24 protein-coding genes and 1 other annotated feature are annotated in these 21797 nt (G+C 61.3%); of the genes, 5 read left to right on the forward strand and 19 right to left on the reverse strand.

Annotated features, from left to right (window positions below; genetic code table 11):
• Positions 1-79: 79 nt before the first annotated feature.
• The 9 genes from hisIE to hisL form a co-directional block, all read right to left on the reverse strand.
• Entirely contained in the window at positions 80-679 is a 600-nt protein-coding gene (gene hisIE / locus FQK12_RS02990) for a bifunctional phosphoribosyl-AMP cyclohydrolase/phosphoribosyl-ATP diphosphatase HisIE (protein ID WP_004122447.1), read from the reverse strand.
• Complete coding sequence (gene hisF, locus FQK12_RS02995; RefSeq protein WP_014230048.1) at positions 673-1449, reverse strand: imidazole glycerol phosphate synthase subunit HisF; 777 nt, start codon at positions 1447-1449, stop codon at positions 673-675. Before hisF ends, hisIE begins: the two co-directional genes overlap by 7 nt.
• Positions 1431-2168: a 1-(5-phosphoribosyl)-5-[(5-phosphoribosylamino)methylideneamino]imidazole-4-carboxamide isomerase gene (hisA, locus tag FQK12_RS03000; RefSeq protein ID WP_014230047.1), complete on the reverse strand. Its 738-nt coding sequence runs from the start codon at positions 2166-2168 to the stop codon at positions 1431-1433. Before hisA ends, hisF begins: the two co-directional genes overlap by 19 nt.
• Entirely contained in the window at positions 2168-2758 is a 591-nt protein-coding gene (gene hisH / locus FQK12_RS03005; RefSeq protein WP_014230046.1) for an imidazole glycerol phosphate synthase subunit HisH, read from the reverse strand. Before hisH ends, hisA begins: the two co-directional genes overlap by 1 nt.
• Positions 2758-3825, reverse strand: a complete 1068-nt coding sequence (gene hisB, locus FQK12_RS03010) for a bifunctional histidinol-phosphatase/imidazoleglycerol-phosphate dehydratase HisB (protein ID WP_014230045.1) — start codon at positions 3823-3825, stop codon at positions 2758-2760. The genes hisH and hisB overlap by 1 nt, the downstream gene beginning before the upstream one ends.
• Positions 3822-4883, reverse strand: coding sequence for a histidinol-phosphate transaminase (hisC, locus tag FQK12_RS03015; protein ID WP_014230044.1), 1062 nt, complete (start codon positions 4881-4883; stop codon positions 3822-3824). Before hisC ends, hisB begins: the two co-directional genes overlap by 4 nt.
• On the reverse strand, positions 4880-6184 hold the full coding sequence (hisD, locus tag FQK12_RS03020; protein WP_014230043.1) for a histidinol dehydrogenase: 1305 nt from the start codon (positions 6182-6184) through the stop codon (positions 4880-4882). Before hisD ends, hisC begins: the two co-directional genes overlap by 4 nt.
• 39 nt (positions 6185-6223) lie before the next feature.
• A complete protein-coding gene (hisG, locus tag FQK12_RS03025) occupies positions 6224-7123 on the reverse strand; it encodes an ATP phosphoribosyltransferase (RefSeq protein WP_014230042.1) in 900 nt (299 codons plus the stop codon).
• 47 nt (positions 7124-7170) lie between these two features.
• Positions 7171-7293 (reverse strand) — a sequence feature (His leader region).
• Entirely contained in the window at positions 7269-7319 is a 51-nt protein-coding gene (gene hisL, locus FQK12_RS03030; RefSeq protein ID WP_009654477.1) for a his operon leader peptide, read from the reverse strand. It overlaps the preceding feature by 25 nt.
• Before the next feature lie 175 nt (positions 7320-7494).
• On the opposite strand from hisL, the gene FQK12_RS03035 reads away from it, so the two are divergent.
• From FQK12_RS03035 to FQK12_RS03050, 4 genes are all read left to right on the forward strand, one after another.
• A complete protein-coding gene (locus tag FQK12_RS03035; RefSeq protein WP_014230041.1) occupies positions 7495-8319 on the forward strand; it encodes an SDR family oxidoreductase in 825 nt (274 codons plus the stop codon).
• A 38-nt stretch (positions 8320-8357) separates the two neighbouring features.
• A complete protein-coding gene (locus tag FQK12_RS03040) occupies positions 8358-9248 on the forward strand; it encodes a LysR family transcriptional regulator (RefSeq protein ID WP_014230040.1) in 891 nt (296 codons plus the stop codon).
• Positions 9249-9483: 235 nt separating this feature from the next.
• A complete protein-coding gene (yoeI, locus tag FQK12_RS27965; protein WP_096335043.1) occupies positions 9484-9546 on the forward strand; it encodes a membrane protein YoeI in 63 nt (20 codons plus the stop codon).
• Entirely contained in the window at positions 9536-10894 is a 1359-nt protein-coding gene (locus FQK12_RS03050; protein ID WP_004103635.1) for an APC family permease, read from the forward strand. The genes yoeI and FQK12_RS03050 overlap by 11 nt, the downstream gene beginning before the upstream one ends.
• Before the next feature lie 89 nt (positions 10895-10983).
• Here FQK12_RS03050 and FQK12_RS03055 read toward each other — a convergent pair whose 3' ends face one another.
• From FQK12_RS03055 to nifL, 4 genes are all read right to left on the reverse strand, one after another.
• Positions 10984-11487 (reverse strand): nitrogen fixation protein NifQ, encoded by a 504-nt coding sequence (locus tag FQK12_RS03055; protein ID WP_014230039.1) that lies wholly within the window; start codon positions 11485-11487, stop codon positions 10984-10986.
• The gene (nifB, locus tag FQK12_RS03060) at positions 11487-12893 is read right to left on the reverse strand and encodes a nitrogenase cofactor biosynthesis protein NifB (protein ID WP_014230038.1); all 1407 of its coding nucleotides are present in this window, start codon (positions 12891-12893) and stop codon (positions 11487-11489) included. The genes FQK12_RS03055 and nifB overlap by 1 nt, the downstream gene beginning before the upstream one ends.
• Positions 12894-13057: 164 nt before the next feature.
• Positions 13058-14632, reverse strand: a complete 1575-nt coding sequence (gene nifA / locus FQK12_RS03065; protein ID WP_014230037.1) for a nif-specific transcriptional activator NifA — start codon at positions 14630-14632, stop codon at positions 13058-13060.
• The gene (gene nifL / locus FQK12_RS03070) at positions 14629-16116 is read right to left on the reverse strand and encodes a nitrogen fixation negative regulator NifL (protein WP_014230036.1); all 1488 of its coding nucleotides are present in this window, start codon (positions 16114-16116) and stop codon (positions 14629-14631) included. Before nifL ends, nifA begins: the two co-directional genes overlap by 4 nt.
• 320 nt (positions 16117-16436) lie before the next feature.
• Here nifL and FQK12_RS03075 point away from each other — a divergent pair, with 320 nt between their 5' ends.
• Positions 16437-16967, forward strand: coding sequence for a flavodoxin (locus tag FQK12_RS03075; protein ID WP_014230035.1), 531 nt, complete (start codon positions 16437-16439; stop codon positions 16965-16967).
• Positions 16968-16989: 22 nt separating this feature from the next.
• Here the strand turns inward: FQK12_RS03075 and nifM are convergent, their stop codons facing one another.
• From nifM to nifU, 6 genes are read right to left on the reverse strand one after another with little or no spacing between them, the layout of a single operon-like run.
• Positions 16990-17790: a nitrogen fixation protein NifM gene (nifM, locus tag FQK12_RS03080; protein ID WP_014230034.1), complete on the reverse strand. Its 801-nt coding sequence runs from the start codon at positions 17788-17790 to the stop codon at positions 16990-16992.
• A complete protein-coding gene (locus tag FQK12_RS03085) occupies positions 17787-18233 on the reverse strand; it encodes a nitrogen fixation protein NifZ (protein ID WP_014230033.1) in 447 nt (148 codons plus the stop codon). The genes nifM and FQK12_RS03085 overlap by 4 nt, the downstream gene beginning before the upstream one ends.
• Positions 18230-18490, reverse strand: coding sequence for a nitrogenase-stabilizing/protective protein NifW (locus FQK12_RS03090; protein WP_014230032.1), 261 nt, complete (start codon positions 18488-18490; stop codon positions 18230-18232). Before FQK12_RS03090 ends, FQK12_RS03085 begins: the two co-directional genes overlap by 4 nt.
• Positions 18490-19632 (reverse strand): homocitrate synthase, encoded by a 1143-nt coding sequence (gene nifV, locus FQK12_RS03095; RefSeq protein ID WP_014230031.1) that lies wholly within the window; start codon positions 19630-19632, stop codon positions 18490-18492. Before nifV ends, FQK12_RS03090 begins: the two co-directional genes overlap by 1 nt.
• 14 nt (positions 19633-19646) lie before the next feature.
• The gene (gene nifS, locus FQK12_RS03100) at positions 19647-20849 is read right to left on the reverse strand and encodes a cysteine desulfurase NifS (RefSeq protein ID WP_014230030.1); all 1203 of its coding nucleotides are present in this window, start codon (positions 20847-20849) and stop codon (positions 19647-19649) included.
• 30 nt (positions 20850-20879) lie between these two features.
• Positions 20880-21704: a Fe-S cluster assembly protein NifU gene (gene nifU, locus FQK12_RS03105; RefSeq protein ID WP_014230029.1), complete on the reverse strand. Its 825-nt coding sequence runs from the start codon at positions 21702-21704 to the stop codon at positions 20880-20882.
• Between the last annotated feature and the right edge of the window lie 93 nt (positions 21705-21797).

Genomic DNA, 21797 nt, shown 5'->3' on the forward strand with positions numbered 1-21797 from the left:
GATAAACAGGTGATATCAACCAGCGCGCTGGCAATGTTGATATTGCAAGGGAGGCGTCATGCCGCCTCCCTTTGATGATTTACTTATGCCTGCTCCGCAGGTTTTCCACCACATCCGTTAAATTCAGCCCCTGATCCTGCAGCAGCACCAGCAGGTGATACATCAAATCCGACGCTTCATTCTTCAGTTCGAACTGGTCATGCACCGTCGCGGCCAGCGCGGTCTCAACGCCTTCTTCCCCCACCTTCTGCGCAATACGTTTGGTGCCGCTGGCGTACAGCTTCGCGGTATAGGAGCTTTCCGGATCGGCGTGTTTGCGTTCCGCCAGCAGCTGCTCCAGCTGATATAAGAACAGCCACTGATGGCCGGTTTCGCCAAAGCAGCTTGAGGTGCCTTTATGGCAGGTTGGGCCAATCGGATTAACCAGCGCCAGCAGGGTATCGTTATCGCAATCCGGGGTGATGCTCACCACGTTGAGGAAATTGCCCGACGTTTCCCCCTTGGTCCACAGACGCTGTTTGGTCCGCGAATAAAAGGTCACCTTGCCGGTCTCTTCGGTTTTCGCCAGCGCATCCTGATTCATATAGCCCAGCATCAGCACTTCACCAGAAACGGCGTGCTGCACGATGACCGGCATCAGACCGTCGGTTTTTTGCCAATCCAGCTGTTCACTTAACATACCCTAATCTCCACGCCCTGTGCTGCCAGGTACGTTTTCAGTTCACCAATGTTGATAATTTGCTTGTGGAACACCGAGGCGGCCAGCGCGCCGTCGACGTTGGCGTCGCGGAAGGCTTCCAGGAAGTGCTCCATGGTGCCCGCGCCGCCGGAAGCAATCAGCGGCACGTGGCACACGGCGCGGACCTTGCTTAACTGCGCCAGATCGTAGCCGTTACGCACGCCGTCCTGGTTCATCATATTGAGGACGATCTCGCCGGCCCCGCGCTTTTGCACTTCCTGCACCCAGTCCAGGGTTTCCCACTGCGTCACCCGCGTCCGGCTCTCATCGCCGGTATACTGGTTGACGTGATACTTACCGCTCGCGGCGTCAAACCAGGTATCGATGCCCACCACAATACACTGCACGCCGAAACGGTCGGCAAGGCGGGTAATCAGCGTCGGATCCGCCAGGGCAGGGGAGTTGATGGAGATTTTATCCGCGCCGAAGGAGAGAATTTGCGCCGCATCGTCCAGCGACTTAATGCCGCCGGCGACGCAGAACGGAATGTCGATCACTTCCGCGACCCGCGACACCCAGCTTTTGTCCACCACGCGGCCGTCGCTGGAGGCGGTGATATCGTAGAACACCAGCTCATCCGCGCCTTCGTCGGCATAGCGTTTTGCCAGCGGGACGATATCACCGATGATTTCGTGATTACGGAACTGCACGCCTTTCACTACCTGGCCGTCGCGAACGTCGAGACAGGGGATTATCCGTTTTGCCAGCATTGAATGGCCTCCGTTACGTTAAATTTACCTTCCAGCAGCGCCCGGCCGACAATCACCCCGCGCACTCCGGTTCCGCGCAGCGCGGCGATATCATGCAGATCGCCAATGCCGCCGGAAGACTGAAACGCGACCTGCGGATAGCGGGCGCAGACTTCTTCATACAGCGAGACGTTAGACCCGGCCAGCGTCCCGTCGCGGGAAATATCGGTGCACAGCACGTGCTGCAGGCCGACGGACTGATAGCTCTCCACCAGCTCCTCCAGGGTTACGCCGGAGTTCTCCTGCCAGCCGCTGACCGCCACCTGCTTGTTGCCTTCCGCGTCGATCCGCACGTCAAGCGCCAGCACCAGATGCTGCGGGCCAAAACGCGTAAACCAGCCTTTCACCACTTCCGGCGACTTCACCGCCGTTGAACCCACCACCACGCGCGCCACGCCTGCATCAAGCAGGGCGGCCACGTCTTCTTCCGTCCGCACGCCGCCGCCAACCTGCACCGGCACGTTCACGCCGGCAACCAGGGTTTTCAGCAGCGGGATCTGGCGCTTCGCCGGATCTTTCGCCCCGGTCAGGTCGACCAGGTGCAGCACTTCGGCCCCCTGGGCGGCATAGGATTGCAGGCGCGGCAGCGGGTCGTTACCGTAGTCGCGCTGCTGACCGTAATCGCCCTGATGGAGGCGGACGACCGTGCCGTCAATTAAATCTAAAGCAGGAATGATCATCACATCTCCAGGAAGTTTTTCAGCAGCTGCGCCCCGGCGCTGCCGGAGCGTTCAGGGTGGAACTGGACGCCAAAGAAGTTATCTTTCTGCACCGCCGCGGTGAAGGCCTCGCCGTAGCTGCACTGGGCGATGGTATTGACGTTGACCGGCATCGCGTAGCTGTGGACGAAGTAAAAATATGCCCCGTCTTCAATGCCGCGAAACAGACGATCGCCCGCTTTGGCGTATACCCGGTTCCAGCCCATATGCGGCAGCGGCAGGCCGTGGTCGGTCATTTTCGGCACGTCCTGGTCGATAATGCCCAGCAGGTCAACGCCGTTATTCTCCTCGCTGCGTTTTCCCAGCAGCTGCATACCGAGGCAAATGCCCAGCACCGGCTGGGTACAGGCTTTAATCAGTTCGATCAAATCGCGCTCGCGCAGCTGGTCCATCGCCGCCTGAGCCGTGCCCACTCCCGGCAGAAACAGTTTATCGGCGCGTAGCACCACATCCGGGTCGCGGCTGACCTGTGGCTCGTAGCCGTGGCGGCTCACCGCGGATTTCACCGAATTGAGGTTGGCGCAGCCGGTATCGAGGATCACCACGTTCATCAGAGTACCCCTTTCGAAGACGGCAGCGTGTCGCCCTGGACGCGAATCGCCTGGCGTAGCGTGCGGCCGAAGGCCTTAAACAGGCTCTCTACGCGGTGGTGGTCGTTTTTGCCCTTGGTTTTCAGGTGCAGAGTGATCGCCATGGTATAGGAGAGCGAGCGGAAGAAGTGTTCCACCATCTCGGTGCTCAGATCGCCAACGCGCTGATAGGTAAAGTCGGCTTTGTATTCGAGGTGCGGACGGCCGGAGATATCCAGCGCGCAGCGGGCCAGGCATTCGTCCATCGGCAGCACAAAGCCGAAACGGCCGATACCGCGTTTGTCGCCGAGGGCCAGCTTCAGCGCTTCGCCCAGCGCAAGCCCAGTATCTTCCACGGTGTGGTGATCGTCGATATAAAGATCGCCGCCGACGTTAATCTCCAGGCGGAAGCCGCCGTGGGTGGCGATTTGGTCAAGCATATGATCGAAGAAGCCGACGCCGGTGGAGATTTTGCTGCCGCCTTCGCGGTCCAGCCACACTTTCACATCCACCTGGGTCTCTTTGGTGATGCGCTCAACGTGGGCGTAGCGGTCGCGGCGGGTTAGCTGTTCACAAATGGTTGGCCAGTCCAGCTTTTCGCGGTCATAGCGCAGGCCGGTAATGCCCATGTTATCCGCCAGCTGGATATCGGTCGCGCGGTCGCCAATCACGTAGCTGTTGGCGGTGTCCATCACCCCTTGCTCCAGCCACGGTAGCACCAGTTTGGTTTTCGGCTTGCGGCAGTCGCAGTTATCCGCCGGGAGATGCGGGCAAATCAGCACCTCGTCAAAGTTGACGCCCTGTGAGGAGAAGATCTGCATCATCAGGTTGTGCGGGCCGTCGAACTCGTCCTGCGGCAGGCTGGCGGTTCCCAGCCCGTCCTGATTGGTGATCATCACCAGCTTGTACCCTTCCTGCTGCAGCTTCAGCAGGGCCGGGATCACCTGCGGCTCAAACGCCAGCTTATCGAAGCGGTCTACCTGAAAATCAACCGGTGGCTCGGAAATCAGCGTACCGTCACGGTCAATAAAGAGAAACTTCTGGGTCATACATTCTCCGCAGTCAAAGCGTCAATGACGCGCTGGCTCTCTGCACGGGTACCGATAGTGATACGCAAACAGCCGCTTAATGAAGGTTGTTTATTCTGGTCACGTAAGATAATGCCCTGATCCCACAAAGATTTAAATACCGCGCTGGAGGCGGTGATCCGCGCCAGAACGTAGTTGCTCTCGGAATCGAACACCTCTTCAACACAGGCAATGCTGCGCAGCTGGCTGACCAGATAATCGCGTTCGCCGAGGATCTGCGCCACGCGCGCCCGCATGGCGGCAATGCCTTCCGCGCTGAGCGCCTGGGCGGCGATGTCGGCGACCGGCGTCGAGAGCGGATAAGGTGCGATAACCTTCATCAACACGTTAATCACCTCGGCGTTGGCGAGGGTAAAGCCGCAGCGCAGTCCGGCCAGGGCGAAGGCCTTGGAGAGGGTACGCAGAATCACCAGGTGCGGATACTCGTTGAGCCAGGTCGCCAGCGTGGCCTGCGGGCAGAACTCAATATAGGCCTCATCCGCGACCACGATGGCTTTACCGCGCGCCATCTCCAGCAGGGTGCGAAAATCTTTCGGGTTGATAATCTGCCCGGTCGGGTTATTCGGGCTGCAGACGAACACCACTTTCACGCCGTCAAGATTGGCCGCGATACCCGGCAGATCCAGCTGCCAGTCGGCGAGGGTGGGCACCGTACGGCAGGTCACGCCGATGGTTTCGGCGCTGACGCTGTACATGCCGTAGGTCGGCGGACAGTAGAGCACCGCGTCCTGGCCCGGCTCGCAGAAGGCGCGGATCAGCAGTTCAATGCCTTCATCGGCGCCGCGGCTGACCAGCACCTGCTCCGGCTTGACGCCCGCATACTGCGCGTAGCGTTCAATGACCGCTTTCGGCTGCGGTTCCGGATAGCGGTTCATCGTCTGCTCGGTCAGCTGAAACGCGACCGCGGTCGGGAATTCGTTGGCGTTCAGCCAGACGTCGCCTTTACCGCCCAGACGGCGAGCAGATTGATACGGCGTCAGCGCGCGGACGTTGGCGCGGGCTAAATCTTCGATGCTCATGCTTGCTCCTTAAGGGCTGCGACGCGCAGCGTAACGGCGTTTTTGTGGGCGTCCAGACGCTCGGCGGCGGCCAGAATCTCAATCGTTGAGGCGAGGGCGGCAAACCCGTCGCGCGACAGCTCCTGCACGGTCATACGTTTCTGAAAATCCGCCAGGCCGAGGCTGGAGCAGGTGGCGGTGTAGCCGTAGGTCGGCAGCACGTGGTTGGTGCCGGAGGCGTAATCGCCGGCGGATTCCGGCGACCAGTCGCCGAGAAATACCGAACCGGCGCTGGTAATGCCGTCGACCAGTTCGCGGGCGTTGCGGGTCTGAATAATCAGGTGCTCGGGACCGTACTGGTTGGAAATCTCCACGCACTGGGCGATATCGCGCGCCACGATGATGCGGCTGGCGGAGAGCGCCCCGCGGGCCGTTTCCGCACGGGATAGCGCGGCCAGCTGGCGCTCAACGGCTTGCGCGACGCGGGTGGCCATCTCGCTATCCGGCGTCAGCAGGATCACCTGCGAATCCGGGCCGTGCTCCGCCTGGGAAAGCAGGTCAGAGGCGACGAAATCCGGGGTGGCACCGCTGTCGGCGATCACCAGCACTTCCGACGGCCCGGCGGGCATATCGATAGCCGCGCCGTCAAGACGCTGGCTGACCTGGCGCTTGGCTTCGGTCACGAAGGCGTTGCCCGGGCCAAAGATTTTATCGACCTTCGCTACCGATTCGGTGCCGAACGCCAGGGCGGCAATCGCCTGCGCGCCGCCGACGTTAAAGATATTGCGCACGCCGCACAGCTGGGCGGCATAGAGGATTTCATCGGCAATCGGCGGCGGCGAACACAGCACCACCTGCTGGCAGCCCGCGATGCGCGCCGGCGTGGCGAGCATCAGCACCGTGGAGAACAGCGGCGCCGAGCCGCCGGGAATATATAAGCCGACGGAGGCGATAGGGCGGGTCACCTGCTGGCAGCGTACGCCCGGCAGGGTTTCCACATCGACGGCCTGCAGCCGCTGCGCGTTGTGGAAGGTTTCGATATTTTTGACCGCCACGGCCATCGCCTGCTTGAGCTCGTCGCTCAGGCGCGCGCCGGCGGCGGCAATCTCTTCATCGCTGACCTTCAGCGCCTTGACGTCGGTTTTATCGAACTTCGCGCCGTATTCGCGCAGGGCCGCATCGCCGTTGTCTTTAACGTTATTCAGGATCTCCGACACCGTCTTGCTGATGCTCTCGGAGGCGGAAATGGCCGGGCGCGTTAAGAGCTGTTGCTGTTGTTCTGCGCTACAGCCGTTCCAGTAGATAATTGTGTTGAAGCTCATGGTTGTTTCCCCTGTTTATCCCGTGACCGACCCGCCGGTTTACTCCATCATCTTCTCAATCGGCAGGACCAGAATGGAGCTGGCGCCCAGCGCTTTCAGTTTTTCCATGGTTTCCCAGAACAGGGTTTCGCTGCTCACCATGTGCATCGCCACGCGCTGCTTGTCACCCGCCAGCGGCAGAATGGTCGGGCGCTCGGCGCCGGGCAGCAGGGCGACCACTTCTTCCAGGCGCTCGGTCGGCGCGTGCATCATGATGTATTTTGATTCGCGGGCCTGAATCACTCCCTGAATACGGGTCAGCAGGCGGTCGATCAGCTGCTGTTTGCTATCGGCCATCTCGCCGTCGCGCTGGATCAGGCAGGCTTTGGAGCGGAACATCACTTCCACTTCGCGCAGGCCGTTTGCTTCGAGAGTCGCGCCGGTTGATACCAGGTCGCAAATCGCGTCGGCCAGACCGGCGCGCGGGGCCACTTCAACCGAGCCGTTCAGCAGGCAGGATTTGAACGAGATCCCTTTCTGGTCAAGGTAGCGCTTCAGCAGGTGCGGGTAGGAGGTGGCGATGCGTTTGCCGTCCAGCGCTGCCGGGCCGTCCCAGGGTTCATCCGCCGGGGTCGCCAGCGACAGGCGGCAGCCGCCGAAGTCGAGACGGCGCAGGGTGAAGTAGCGCGGGTCTTCGCCCTGAGCGCGGCGGCTCAGCAGCTCTTCCTCCAGCACGTTTTCGCCGATAATCCCCAAATCGACCACGCCGTCCATGATAAGGCCCGGAATATCGTCATCACGCACGCGCAGAATATCGATGGGCATATTTTCCGCCAGCGCGATCAGGCGCTGGGTGTGCAGATTCACTTTGATGCCGCAGCGGCTGAGTAATTCGCGTGAATCTTCGCTTAAACGCCCTGATTTCTGAATAGCTATGCGTAAACGGCTGTTGTCTAACATTCTTATTTTCCTCTGTAACCCTGTCTGAATCTGTCCGAATTCGGTCCAAAAAAAAGCCCCCGGAAGTGAATCTTCCGGGGGCTCTCTTTGCGTTCATGCACCACTGGAAGATCCAAACGTCTTCCAGCACACATCGCCTGAAAGACTAGTCAGGATGATGGTGATGATGGTGGTTTTTAAATTGAACGCTGTTCATAAAATTCTCTGTGAATGACTATGCATTTGATGCCTTTTAACCTAAACCACTTCACTCGCATAAAGCAAGGACTTTTTTCTATCATTAATTGATTTCATATTGACCTTAGAAATTGTCAGCTGCCGCCGGCTGGCGTAGCCTTAAGTCAGCACAGCGAAAATTCAGGAGCAAGGGGATGAAAAAGGTCGCAATTGTAGGTTTAGGATGGCTGGGTATGCCGCTTGCGCTGTCGTTGATGTCGCGGGGATGGCAGGTGACCGGCAGTAAGACCACGCAGGATGGCGTCGAGGCGGCGCGGATGTGCGGCATCGACGGCTATCCGCTGCGTCTGGAGCCGCAGCTGGTCTGCGACGCCGAAGATCTGGATGCCTTAATGAACGTTGACGCGCTGGTCATTACCTTACCGGCGCGGCGAACCGGACCGGGAGAGGACTTTTATCTTCAGGCGGTACAGGAGATCGTCGATACCGCGCTGGCGCATCACGTGCCGCGCATCATATTCACCAGCTCAACGTCGGTTTACGGCAACGCCAGCGGCACGCTGAAAGAGAACTCGCCCCGCAACCCGCAAACCGCCAGCGGGCGGGTGCTGAAAGAGCTGGAGGACTGGCTGCATAATCTTCCCGGCACCTCGGTGGACATTCTGCGCCTCGCCGGGCTGGTGGGGCCGTCCCGTCATCCGGGGCGCTTTTTTGCCGGAAAATCCGCGCCGGACGGCCAGCACGGCGTCAATCTGGTGCATCTTCAGGATGTGATTGCCGCGATCGAACTGTTACTGCAGGCTCCGAAAGGCGGGCGCATCTATAATATATGTGCGCCTAAGCATCCCGCGCGCGGCGTCTTTTATCCGCAGATGGCCCGCGAGCTTGGGCTTCCCGTCCCCGTATTCTCTGATAACCCGGAGAACGGTAGCGGTAAGATCGTAGATGGCAGCCGTATTTGCAACGAACTGGGGTTTGAGTACCAGTACCCCGACCCGCTGGTCATGCCGATGGAGTAATGCGCCAGCGGTGAATCGCGTACCGTAAGGGGGTAGCGATGAAACCACTGCTGGATGTGCTCGTCATTCTTGATGCCCTCGACAAAGAGGGCAGTTTTGCCGCCGCCTCGGCGAAGCTCTATAAAACGCCGTCGGCGCTGAGCTACACCATTCATAAGCTGGAAAGCGATCTCAATATTCAACTGCTTGACCGCAGCGGCCACCGGGCGCGCTTTACCCGTACCGGGCAGATGCTGCTGGAAAAGGGGCGCGACGTGCTGCACACCGCCCGAGAACTGGAAAAGCAGGCCGTCAGGCTGCAGCAGGGCTGGGAAAATGCGCTGATACTCAACGTCGACGCCACCTTTCCGTTCCCGCTGCTGGCTCCCGCGATCGCGGCGTTTTATCACCAGCATCACGCCACCCGCCTTGAATTCCGCCGCGATACCCCTGGCGCAAACTGGCAGATGCTGATGGAAGGGCGGGCGGATCTTCTGCTCGGCGTGCTGGGCGACCCGCCGGCGCTCAGCGGCTGCGGCTCTGTTCTGCTGGGAGAGGTGGCGCAGGCGTTTGTTGTTGCGCCCCGGCATCCGCTTGCGCAGATTGCCGGCCCGCTGGGCTGGCGGACGTTGCGCCGTCATCGGGCGATTGTAGCCGACGGCGCGTGGCCGCAGATTGACGCTCAGGATAGCCTGGCGGTATTCGATCTTTCCGCCCGGCTGACGCTGCTGTGCGCCGGACTGGGATGGGGCTATTTGCCGCTATTTCAGGTACAGCCTTTCATCGCCCGCGGCGAGCTACAAATATTAAAAACGACGGTGCCTGAACCGGTCAATCGCGCGTGGATAGGCTGGAATGAAGATATTTGCGGCCAGGCGGGCGAGTGGTGGCGAAAGGAGATATTAGCAAATAGTGCTATCCATCAGGTCTATAATACTAAAATCGTATGAATATTAATCTGTTAGAGAATCGCCGTAATTATTAAGCCTTGTAACATCTTGTCATCGTGCCAGTAGTTGTTGCAAAATACGCGTCCTGAAAATCAGAAACTGGCCGACGCTTTTTTAAAGTGTCGGTTATTTTTTTGGTTGAAAGACACATCATTCAATACCAAGAGGCCGGGCTTCGTACCGGATAGATATTTACTAAAAACCGACAGTGGTTGTCGCTGAGGAATACAAAGAAATGGGGCAATTTTTTGCTTACGCGCTGGCGTTCACCGTAAAAGGGGATAACTATGTCGCATAACGCTACTCCAAAAACCTCTCGCGTGGAATTACGTAAAACGCTTACGTTGATTCCGGTTGTCATGATGGGCCTGGCCTATATGCAGCCGATGACGCTGTTCGATACGTTTGGTATCGTCTCTGGATTGACTGATGGTCACGTTGCGACGGCTTACGCCTTCGCGCTGATCGCCATTCTTTTCACGGCGCTGAGCTACGGTAAACTGGTTCGCCGTTTCCCTTCGGCGGGTTCCGCTTATACCTACGCGCAGAAATCCATTAGCCCGGCCGTTGGCTTTATGGTTGGCTGGTCATCGCTGCTGGACTACCTGTTCATGCCGATGATCAACATTCTGCTGGCGAAAATTTACTTTGAAGCGCTGGTGCCTTCTATTCCATCGTGGATCTTCGTTGTCGCGCTGGTGGCCTTTATGACCATCTCCAACCTGCGCAGCATCAAGACCGTGGCGAACTTCAACACCCTAATCGTTATCCTGCAGATGGGCATCGTGGCGGTGATTGTTGGCCTGATTATCTACGGCGTTATGCACGGCGAAGGCGCGGGCACGCTGACCAGCACCCGTCCGTTCTGGTCTGAAGGCGCGCACGTGGTGCCGATGATTACCGGCGCGACCATCCTGTGCTTCTCGTTCCTCGGCTTCGACGGTATCTCTTCGCTGTCTGAAGAGACCAAAGACGCAGAGCGCGTGATCCCGAAGGCTATCTTCCTGACCGCGCTGATTGGCGGCCTGATCTTTATCGGCGCTTCCTACTTCCTGCAGCTGTACTTCCCGGATATCTCGCGCTTTAAGGATCCGGACGCATCGCAGCCTGAAATCATGCTGTACGTGGCGGGCAAAACCTTCCAGTGGGGCGTGCTGATTTTCTCCAGCGTCACCGTACTGGCGTCCGGCATGGCCGCGCACGCGGGCGTTTCCCGTCTGATGTACGTGATGGGCCGCGACGGCGTGTTCCCGACGCGCTTCTTCGGCTACGTGCATCCGAAATGGCGGACTCCGGCGTGGAACGTACTGCTGGTTGGCGCGATTGCGCTGCTGGCGATTAAATTCGACCTCGTCACGGCGACGGCGCTGATTAACTTCGGCGCGCTGGTGGCGTTCACCTTCGTTAACCTGTCGGTGATCTCCCAGTTCTGGATCCGTGAAAAGCGCAACAAAACGCTGAAAGACCACTTCAACTATCTGGTTCTGCCGGTGTGCGGCGCGCTGACCGTTGGCGCACTGTGGATCAATCTGGAAGAGAGCTCCATGGTTCTCGGCCTGATCTGGGGCGGTATTGGTCTGGTCTACCTGGCCTGCGTGACCAAAAGCTTCCGCAACCCGGTACCGCAGTACGAAGACGTTGCCTGATCGCGTTTGGTGATGTGAAAAGCCGGAGGGAGACCTCCGGCTTTTTTGTTTCTGGCGTTCCGCAGGCCGGGCAGGAGCTCGGGTAACCGCTACTCAAAGCAGGCGCTGCGCTCCCGGCACTCGTCGCAGCTTGGCGACCGGCAGATAACTTCCCCCTGCTGGAGCAAACAGCGCTGACGGTAAAAGAACTTTTTCCAGCGCATATTGTGTTCGTTCATCGCCACCAGCTGCGGAAAGCAGTCGATCATCAGCAGGCGCAGTTCGGCGCGCGACGCAAGGCCCAGATCCTGCCAGAGATGGTTAAACGCCAGCGAAACCTCGGCGATAATCTGCGCCATCGGCCCGGCCTCCTGCTGCATCCAGCCCGCCAGCCACGCGCCCAGCTGCTGGCGCTCCTCTTCGCGGGTAGCGTTGAGTTCGCTCATCAGGCGGCGGCGGGTTAGCGCCTCGCCGTCCAGCGGCGTCTCCGCCTCGCCCAGGCGTCGCCGCAGCGCCTGCCAGTCGCGCGGGCTAAGCCCCATGCGCAGCGGAAAGCTGCCTTTCCCCGCGTGGTACAGTAGCCATAAGCGCCGCAGCCAGTCGAGCGGCGGCATCAGGCGACCCCCTTATGCGGTAGCGCGGCAGGCCAGCTCCCCCGGCGCTGCTGCCACCACGCGGGCAGCACTTCGGAGACCGGCCGCCACGCGCCGTCAACGCACGGTTCAATGCCTTCCTGTTCCAGCATTTGCCACGGCGTATGGCCGATACGCACGCAGAATACGGCTTTAACGTCCGCCAGCAGTTCGAGGATCGCCGCGAACCGGGCCGCGTTATCCTGCGGCTCGCACTCTTCGCGCCCCTGACAATATTTAGGCGTAAACCGTTCGTTGACCAGCACCATGCCGGCGGCCGAGAGACTGTAGATAGAGAACCGGTCGGTGTGGCCAAAGTGGCAATCAATCACGTCCCCGCGGCTTGACGCCACGGCGACCAGGCAGGCGTCATCGGCTTCAGATTCGCCGCGGGTGGCAATGCTGGCGTGCAGCTGCGCGCGCTGGTGGAGGATTGGCAGCCAGGCCGGGAGGCTCTCCGGGGCCGGAAGCTGGGTAAACTGCTGGCTGCGGTCTTCGCCAAGCATCCCGATGGCGTCGGCGCGGCACTGGTGGCAGTGGGTCATCTGCGGCATCACTTCTCCGCACCGGCTGCGGGTGGCGGCGAGCGTCTCTGCGTCCGGCTCCGGCTGGCCGTTGAGGCCAAACACCGTGCCGTGCTCCGGCCTGGCGATCAGCGGCATAATATTATGGATAAACGCGCCGCTGGCCCGCAGCGCGCGGCTCACGTCGGCCATGCCGCTATCGTTGATGCCGGGGATCAGCACCGAATTTATTTTCACCAGCACGCCCTGGGCGGTCAGCCTGCGCACGCCCTCCAGCTGACGAGCAATCAGAATCTCTCCCGCTTCGCGTCCGCTGTAGCGCTCGCCGTCCAGCCATAGCCAGGCGTAGATTTGCGCGGCAATCTCCGCGTCGAGGGTATTAATGGTGACCGTGACGTGGTCAACCCCGACGTCCAGCAGGCGATCCACGGCGTCAGGCAGCATCAGCCCGTTGGTCGACAGGCATAACTTCAGGTCCGGCAGCTGTTCGCGGATCAGCTCCAGGGTACGGAAGGTGCGGGCAATATTGGCGAGCGGATCGCCGGGGCCGGCGATGCCGACCACCGAAAGCTGCGGGATCGCCTGTGCGACCTGACGCACTTTGACGACCGCCTGTTCAGGCGTGAGCAGCGTTGACGATACGCCGGGGCGGGACTCATTGCTGCAATCGAATTTGCGATTACAGTAATTGCACTGCAAATTGCAGGCGGGCGCGACGGGCAGATGCATTCGCGCAAAACGGTGATGCCCATTACGAGAGTAGCAGGGGTGCGCGGCAGCTTTATCGGCCACAAGCGGCGTCAGGGCGCTGTCATCCGCCGGGCGGCAGGCTGGGCCGCCAGAAAAAGAGGAGCAGGAAGTCATGGTCATACCTTCGTGGTTGGGCGATACCTTCCTGCTGCAAATGCTATACCAGAGGGGATTTTTACAACCATATGAAAAATAAACGCTTTAACTGACGGCCGGCCAGGTAAAATTGTCGCAATTCCGCCGCGCTGGCGACAATGTCCTGAATCTCACATAACGCTTCACAGCCGCGGCATGGTGATATCCATGATCTGAATGCGATACGCTACCTGACGCGGCGTCATCCCGAGCAGCCGCGCCGCTTTGGCCTGCACCCAGCCCGCCTTCTCCAGGGCGGCAATCAGCCGCTGGCGCTCGTCGAGGCTGTTGTCGAGCCAGCCGTCTTCAGTCTGGCCGCCGTTGGGTAGCGCTTTCGGCGGGTTATCGCGATGGTTGAACAGAATCACGTCCCGGTCGATCAGGCCGCTTTCCGACATCACCGCCGAACGTTCGAGACAGTTTTCCAGTTCGCGGACGTTTCCCGGCCAGCTGTACTCCATCAGCAGGCGAATTGCCCCATCGCTGATGCGCAGCGTTCGCCCCTGGCTGTGGGCGATTTTACGTACCAGAAAATGCGCCAGTTCGGCGATATCCTCCTGGCGCTCGCGCAGCGGCGGCAGCGCGATAGGCATTACGTTCAGGCGGTAGTAAAGGTCTTCGCGGAAATGCCCCAGCCGCACCTCCTCTTCCAGATGGCGGTTGGTCGCCGCGATGATGCGTACGTTGACGCGCAGGGTTTCATCGCCGCCGACGCGCTCCATCTCTCCTTCTTGCAGAATTCGCAGCAGCTTGGCCTGAAACGAGGCGCTGCTTTCACCGATTTCATCCAGGAATAGGGTGCCGCCGTCCGCCAGCTCAAAGCGGCCTTTCCGCTGGCGCACCGCGCCGGTAAACGCGCCTTTCTCATGGCCGAACAGCTCGCTCTCCAGCAGATTGTCCGGCAGTGCCGCGCAGTTAAATTTGACGAATGCGGCGGCGGCGCGCGGGGAATTATGATGAATGGCGTTGGCGATCAGCTCTTTCCCGGTGCCGCTCTCGCCGCGCACCAGCACCGTGGTATCCCAGCGGGAGACCTGACGGATAATGTCCATAATCTGCCGCATCGCCGGGCTTTTGCCGACCATATTCTCCAGGCCGAAACCGCGTGAAGGGGTACAGGCGCGCGGGCGCTCAACTCGGGGGCTCTGCTGCGGCGGCTGCGGGGCGGAGGTCGGCAGAATCATCAGGCGAATCGTCTGGGCCACCAGATTGGCGACGGTTTCGAGAAAGCGCGTGCAGGCGGGTAGCCGCTCTTCCTGACGCGCCATCGGCTGCGCCGCCAGTACGCCGATGGGCCGGGAATGGGGGCCCATCAGCGGAACGGCGATAAACGGCAGGTCGTAGTCGTACAGGCTCAGACGATCGAGAAAGCGCTGGTCATCGGCGACGCGCGGCAGCACCAGCGACTGGCCCTGCGCCAGCACGGTACCGACCAGTCCTTCTCCCGGCCGGTAGCGAATTTGCGTACTGCCGGGCAGCGTCTGGTTTTCCGTTTGCTGCAGCGCCTCGATGCTCAGGATCTCCTGCTGGCTGTCGTACAGGCAAATCATCCCGTGCTGCATAAACGCATCGTTATGTAAAACGCTCAGCACCTCCTGCAGGGTTTTGCTCGCTTCGGTGGCGCGGCTCAGCACCACGCTTATCCGCTGCATGGCGGTAAACTGCTGGGAGAGATCGAAGCGCCTGACGGTGGTGTCCGAATCGGATTTATGGATCATTGCTCACCTCCGGTCAGGGTATCAAAGAGCGGGAATCGCAGAACGAGGCTGGTGCCTCCCTGCGGGCGCGAAGCCAGTTCAATCGCGCCGCGGTGGTAGGCGACCAGCGTTTGGATCAGCCGCAGCTCCATCCCTTTGCCGGGAGAGTTTAAGGCATCGGGTGAGTGGGCGTAGCGCACCTGCAGCAGCGGTACATTGTCGTTGAGATACAGCGAGAGCCAGCCCTCGTCCTCTTCGGCATAAAGCTCGATCTCCAGCGGTACGGAGGGCAGTTCAGCGGCGAGGGCCAGCGTCCGATCGAGCCATAAACTTAAGCAGGCCAGCATCTGGGTACGCTGGCCGAAGCCGACCAGATGCGGCGATGCCATGTCAACCCGCAGCCGCGCGCGGTCGTCAAAGCGGGTGCGGTAGAGGGCGTACAGGTCGTCAAAGAAGGGCTGAAGCGGCCAGACGGCGCTGCTTTCCAGCTCGAGAGAAGGGCGGCAGCGCTGCAGTCGCGCCATGGCCTCTTCGCCTTCGCGCCACGCCGCGTCCAGCGCCACGTTGCCGCTGCCTTCGCCGTTCAGCCGACGGGCCGCCGCCAGCATATTGATCGGGCAATTAAGCTGAATCAGCGCCGCGTCCAGCGACTCGCGAATGGCGGCCAGCAGCTTTCCGGCGGTCATCTGCTGCTTCAGACGGTCGAGACGGCCCTGCTCCTGCTGCTGGCGCTGCTGGGTGCAGTCGGCGATCACCACCAGCGTGCGCGCCGGGGCGCTGTCGACAAAATAGCGGCTGGCTTCTTCGCTTACGCCGGGCAGCGCCCAGCAGGTCACCGACAGCCAGCGGACCGCGCCGCGAACCACCACCGGCAGGATTTGCTCCGCGCCGGGCCCCATTTTGCGCGGTGAAATCTGGAGCTCGACCAGCAGCTCTTTTCCACCGCAGTCCGCACAGTACGTTTTGTAGGCGAGATTATCCATCACCACCCGATCCTGCTCATCCACCACGACCACGGCGGCGGGGATGTTGTTGAGCACCGCCTCCATCAGCGTCATATGATTGCGCAGCCGCTGTTCCAGGGTATAGCTGACGCTGATATCCCGCTGCATCGCCAGATAATGCTCCAGCTCGCCCTGGGGATTCAGCACCGGCGTGATGTCGATATCCACCAGATACAGGCCGCCGTCGCGGCGCTGATTAATCAGCTGGCCGCGCCACGGCTGGCGCTGAAGCAGGGTTTGCCACATCTGCTGGTAGATTTCTCGCGGCGTCTGGCTGCTGGCCAGCAGGCGCGGGTTTTGATTGAGCAGTTGCGCCAGCGAATATCCGCTCTGGCGGCAAAACGCCGGGTTGGCGTAGATAATATTCGCCCGGGCATCGGTGAGGGAAATGGCTACCGATGCCTGTTCGACCATCGTAAAAAATAGCCCCGGATGTTGTTGAGTCAGCGCACCGGCAATCGCCTCGGGTACGGCGTTATCGAGCATCATATTCAGGGTCATCGCAAACTCCTGTGTCGCAGTTATGACAATTTGTCCGACACCGTGACGAGAACGCCGCGGCGTTTGTCGAATTTCGATAACCATGCAAAGCGTGCGCCCTTATCGGCGAGATAAGCAGAAACATTGATCCGGTAGGGGAAAACCCAGCGCTTTTTTCATTTTAAGCGGCCCGCCGGCCCCGCTGCGGGCGGCGGGCGGGCGCGGAAGCGATCGTTTTGGGGCAGGGGTGAGCCGCGATAGTGCAAAGAAACCTGGCACAGCCTTCGCAATACCTCTGCGAGAACGCGTGTTTTCAACCCCCTTTCCGACAGGAGCGCAATATGGCGAACATTGGTATTTTCTTTGGCACCGATACCGGTAAAACCCGCAAAATCGCGAAAATGATCCACAAACAGCTGGGCGAGCTGGCGGATGCCCCGGTCAACATTAACCGCACGACGCTGGACGACTTTATGGCCTATCCGGTGCTGCTGCTGGGCACGCCGACGCTCGGCGACGGCCAGCTGCCGGGGCTTGAGGCCGGATGCGAAGGCGAATCATGGAGCGAATTCATTAGCGACCTCGACGACGCCAGCCTGAGCGGGAAAACCGTGGCGCTGTTCGGCCTCGGCGACCAGAAAGGCTACCCGGACAACTTCGTTAGCGGGATGCGTCCGCTGTACGACGCTCTGCGCGCGCGCGGCGCGCAGATAATCGGCAGCTGGCCAAATGAGGGCTATGAATTCAGCGCCTCTGCGGCGCTGGAAGGCGAACGCTTTATTGGGCTGGTGCTGGATCAGGATAACCAGTTCGACCAGACCGAAGCGCGTCTGGCGAGCTGGCTTGAGGAGATTAAACGCGCGGTGCTGTAGGCGTTAACGGGTAGCCGCGAGGCTACCCGCACAGGCCCGGCTGACGGGAAATCGTTTGTTCCAGCCACTGGCGCTGATGGCGCTGCTGGCTCTGCTGCCAAAGATAATCTCGCGCGCTCTCCAGCGCCTGCTGCGGCTCCATGGGCGCGGCGGGACGAATTGCTTCACACCATAAAAGATGCCACCCCAGCTCGCTGGCGACGGGGAGGCTCAGGGCGTTTTCCGCCAGTGAAAACAGCGCCGTCTCAAGCTGGGGATAGAGCAGCCCGCGGCTAATCCAGCCCAGACGGCCCTCTTCCAGGGCGCTTGGGCAGTGGGAATGGCGGCGAGCCAGCGGAGCAAACGCGTCCCGGGAGGCGTTGATTTGCCGATACAGGCCGAGGATCCGCTGGTGTACGGCTTCGCGGTCGCCATCGACCGTCAGCAGCAGGTGGCGGGTCAGACGCTGCTCCGGGCGCATAAACTGCGTCTGGTGGCGCAGGTACCAGGCCTGCACCGTGGAGAGATCCGGCTGCGGCGCCTGGCGGGCGATATCGGTAAAGCCGACCTCCAGTCGGGCGTGATGCAGCACGATGGCTGCGCGCTCCGGCGGCGTAAATTCCCCCTCGTCGAGCCAGACGGCAAGGGAGGCGGCGATATTCTCCAGCAGCGCCGCCGGAATATCGCTTTCCGGGACCCGCGCGACGATCGCCTGCTCCATGCGGCACTGACGTTGCCAGGCCTGTTCAAAAGCCGGCGTATCGGCCGGCTCCAGGGCCGTGGGGTCGCTATTCCAGCGGCTGCGCGCCAGCCGCTGCCGGGCAAAACGTTGCCATGCGTTCATTCTTCTCTCTCCTCTATAAGGGTGATGGCCCGCGCCGGAACCCTGAACCAGCGGCCGCTAAAGTCCACGGTGTAGCTGTCGCCGGTCTCTCCGCGATCGGTCGCCTCGATGCGTCCCCGCTGGCCGGCGCTCACGACCACATCGCCGTTGACCGCAAGCGCCATCCGGCAGGCGACGTTATCACCGTATTGCAAGTTTCCGGCCAGCCACGGCTGGGTGATGGGGATCAGCTCCTGTTCGCGGCAGCCGATGATCCGATCGGTTTCCGGAAAGTGGATCTGGTAGATAATTTGATCCTGCAAAAAAACGCCCCAGTCGCGCACAAAGCCGGTGCTGCCGCGCCTGACCAGCAGCGCGCCGGGGGCGAAGCCCGCCACGGTGCCGTCGTTACGAATCGCGCGTACGACGCGGACCTCTTCGCTAAAGGTGAATTTTGGTCTCATGTTCCGCTCTCCTGAAACTGTTGCTGATAGCTCTCCGCGAGCAGTCGTCGCGCCAGCAGCCAGTGAGCGCGGGCGTTTTCCTCCAGCCGGTTTTGCAGCGGCACCTCGGCGCGCAGTTTGCGGTGAAAGGTTGCCAGCACCGGCAGGCAGCAGCGGCCAAGCAGCTCGGGCTGGTAGGGGACGGCGAAAAACTGGAAAAAGGATTCGGCGGAGCGAAGTTCGTCCACGCCGGGAATTTGATAAAACCACTCCATCATTACCCCCTCGCCCGCAGGGCGGATTCACCGCACAGCTCGTCGTAGATAGCCACCAGCTCATAATCTTTCGGGCTGCGCTTCCAGTTCTCGGCGAAGCGGCGGATGGCGGGCAGCAGCTGGTTAATTTGCGCGGCGTTAAGGTGATAGCCCATCTGGTCAAATACGCCGTTGACCGCCTGACGCCCGGAGTGTTTACCCAGCACCAGCCGGTAGCTGCGGCCCATCAGGGAAGGGGCGATCGACTGATAGCTCTCGCTGTCGCGCAGCAGCGCCGCCACGTGGACCCCTGATTCATGGGTAAACACCAGCTCGCCGACCAGCGGCTGCTGCGGGTCGATGGCGCGCTGGGCGGCTTCGGCGACCCTCTGACAGAGCGCGGGCAGCGCCGGAAAATGCACGCCGGTCTTCACGCCGAGGCAGCGCTCCAGGCCCAGCGCGACGGTTTCCAGCGCCGCGTTGCCCGCCCGCTCGCCGAGGCCGAGGATCGTCGTATTCACGCTGGTGGCCCCGGCGCTTACCGCCGCCAGCGTATTGGCGGTGGCCATACCCAGGTCGTTGTGGGCGTGCATTTCGATTTCCCCGGACCAGACTTCGCGCAGGGCCGAGATTTGCGCCGCGGTAGTGAGGGGGTCGAGCAGGCCGACCGTATCGGCATAGCGCAGGCGGGCGGCGCCGCACTGCTGCGCGACCTCGGCGATAGCGCGCAGGGCCTGGACGCCGGCGCGCGAGGCGTCCTCGCAGCCGATGCATACCCGCAGACCGAGCGTATGCGCAAGGCGGATAAACATCGCCAGCCGCTCCAGCAGCACCGTTAGCGGCTCGCGTAGTTTGTACTGCCGCAGCTTATCTGAAGCCGGAATCGAAATATTCACCCAGTCAACGCCCAGATCGGCGCTCTGGCGGATTTCCAGCGCGTTCATCCGGCACCAGGTCATCAGCGTCGCGTCGGGCAGCTGGCGACGCACCAGCTGGATCCGCGCGATCTCCTCGTCCCCCATCGCCGGGGTGCCGACCTCCATCGCCGTAATCCCTGCGGCATAAAGCGCCTCGGCAATGGCGACCTTTTCGCTGGTGCGAAAGGCGACGCCGGGGCTCTGTTCGCCGTCGCGGAGGGTGGTATCGTTAATCAGCACGCGTCCCATCAGCCACCTCCGCCTTAGCCGTAAACCGGCGTGAAGACGGCGTCCGCCGGGCGCGGCTTGCCGTTGTGCCAGTAGGGCGACAGCGCGCGCAGCCGGTCGATAATCGGCGGCAGCGCGGTGACGACGTAATCGATCTCTTTCTCCCGGGTGTAGCGCGAGAGGGAAAAGCGGATGGTGCCGTGGGCGGCGGTATAGGGGATATTCATCGCCCGCATCACGTGGGAGGGTTCCAGCGAGCCTGACGTGCAGGCGCTGCCGCTGGAGGCGGCGATCCCGGCCTGGTTGAGCAGCAGCAGAATGGCCTCACCCTCAATAAACTCAAAGGCCAGATTCGCCGTGCCGGGCACCCGCGGCTGGCTACCGCCCATCACCATGACCGACGGCACGCTGGCCAGCAGGCGATGCTCCAGCCTGTCGCGCAGCTGGCCGATATGCGCCATTCCCGGCAGATGAATATTCGCCAGCTCGCAGGCCGCGCCCATGCCGACGATTCCGCAGATATTTTCCGTCCCGGCGCGCCGACCGTACTCCTGATGACCGCCGCGCAGCAGCGGGCGAAAGCGCGTTCCCCGGCGCAGATAGAGGCAGCCTACGCCTTTTGGTCCGTGAAACTTATGCGCCGAGCAGGAGAGCATGTCGATGCGGGTCTCGCCCACGGCAATCGGCATTTTGCCCACCACCTGTACCGCATCGCAGTGAAACAGCGCCCCTTGTTCATGGGCCAGCTCCGCCATTTCGGCGATCGGGAAAAGCACCCCGGTTTCGTTATTCGCCCACATCACGCTGACCAGCGCGACGCGCGGGCTGAGCGCGGCGCGGAACTGCGCCATGTCCAGCGCCCCCTCGCTATCCACCGCGATGCGATGGATCAGGTAGCCCTGGCGCTCCAGGTGCTCGCAGGCCGCCAGCGTCGCCGGATGTTCGACCGCGCTGGTGATAATTTCGCGCCGCTCCGGCAGCAGGGCGATGGCCGAGGCGATGGCGGTGGCGGTGGCTTCGGTGGCGCAGGAGGTAAAGATGATCTCGCTGGGATACTCCGCGCCCAGCAGCGCCGCGGTCTGTTGATGCGCGCGCTCCAGAGCCGCCTGGGCCGGTAGGCCAAAATCGTGTATCGACGAGGGGTTGCCGTAAAAGTCGGTCAAAAAGGGCATCATCGCTTCCAGAACCATTGGGTCCAGACGGGTGGTGGCGTTGTTATCGAGATAAACCTGTTTCATCTTGTCCCCCTAGGGTCAGTTAACCGCGGCTCAGGCCGCCACCACTTCCATATAACAGCCGGTACGTTCCATCAGTTTTTGCTGCAGCCAGGCCAGGGTCATATCGGTCATCATGCAGCCGCTACAGCTGCCGGAGAGGCTGACGGTCACCTGGTGGTTGGCGACGCTGAGCAGCGACATATCGCCGCCGTCGGCCTGAATATGCGGGCGCAGTTCAGCGATGGTCTCGACGACGCTCTGCCAGTGCGGATCTTTGCCGCTGGCCGCAGCGGGCGGCGTCTGCGGCGGCTGCGCGAGGATCTCCGCCAGCGCCAGCTCGATTTTTTCGTGGCAGGCGGTGCAGCCGCCGCCCGCTTTGGTGTAGTTGATCACCTCTTCAAGGGTGGTCAGGCCGTTGTTCTGCACCGCGCGGCGAATGTGTCCTTCATCGACGCCGAAGCATTTGCAGATCAGCTTGCCCTCCTCATGCTCCTCCTCCAGGCTTTCGCCGCGAAAGTTGGCGATGGCCGCGCGCAGGGCCTCCTGGCCCATCACCGAGCAGTGCATTTTCTCCGGCGGTAGCCCGTCGAGATAATCGGCAATCTGCTGATTGGTTATCTGCCCGGCTTCGGCCAGGGTATGGCCGATAATCAGCTCCGTCAGCGCGGAGGAGGAGGCGATGGCGCTACCGCAGCCGAAGGTCTGGAAGCCCGCTTCCTGGATAATTTCGCTTTGCGGGTCAACGCGCAGCATCAGGCGCAGCGCGTCGCCGCAGCTTAATGACCCCACATCGCCTACCGCGTTGGCGTTGTCCACCACGCGCGCGTTGCGGGGATTAAAAAAATGGTCTTTCACTTTCTCGGAGTAATTCCACATGCTGTCAGCTCCAGGGATGATGACGGAAAACGCCGGGGCGCGGTTCACCGCAGGAGTGCGGTGGCGTTAACGAACTAGCAAATGCGATACCAG

It is taken from the genome of Klebsiella sp. ME-303, assembly GCF_007910085.1.
GTDB lineage: Bacteria > Pseudomonadota > Gammaproteobacteria > Enterobacterales > Enterobacteriaceae > Klebsiella > Klebsiella michiganensis.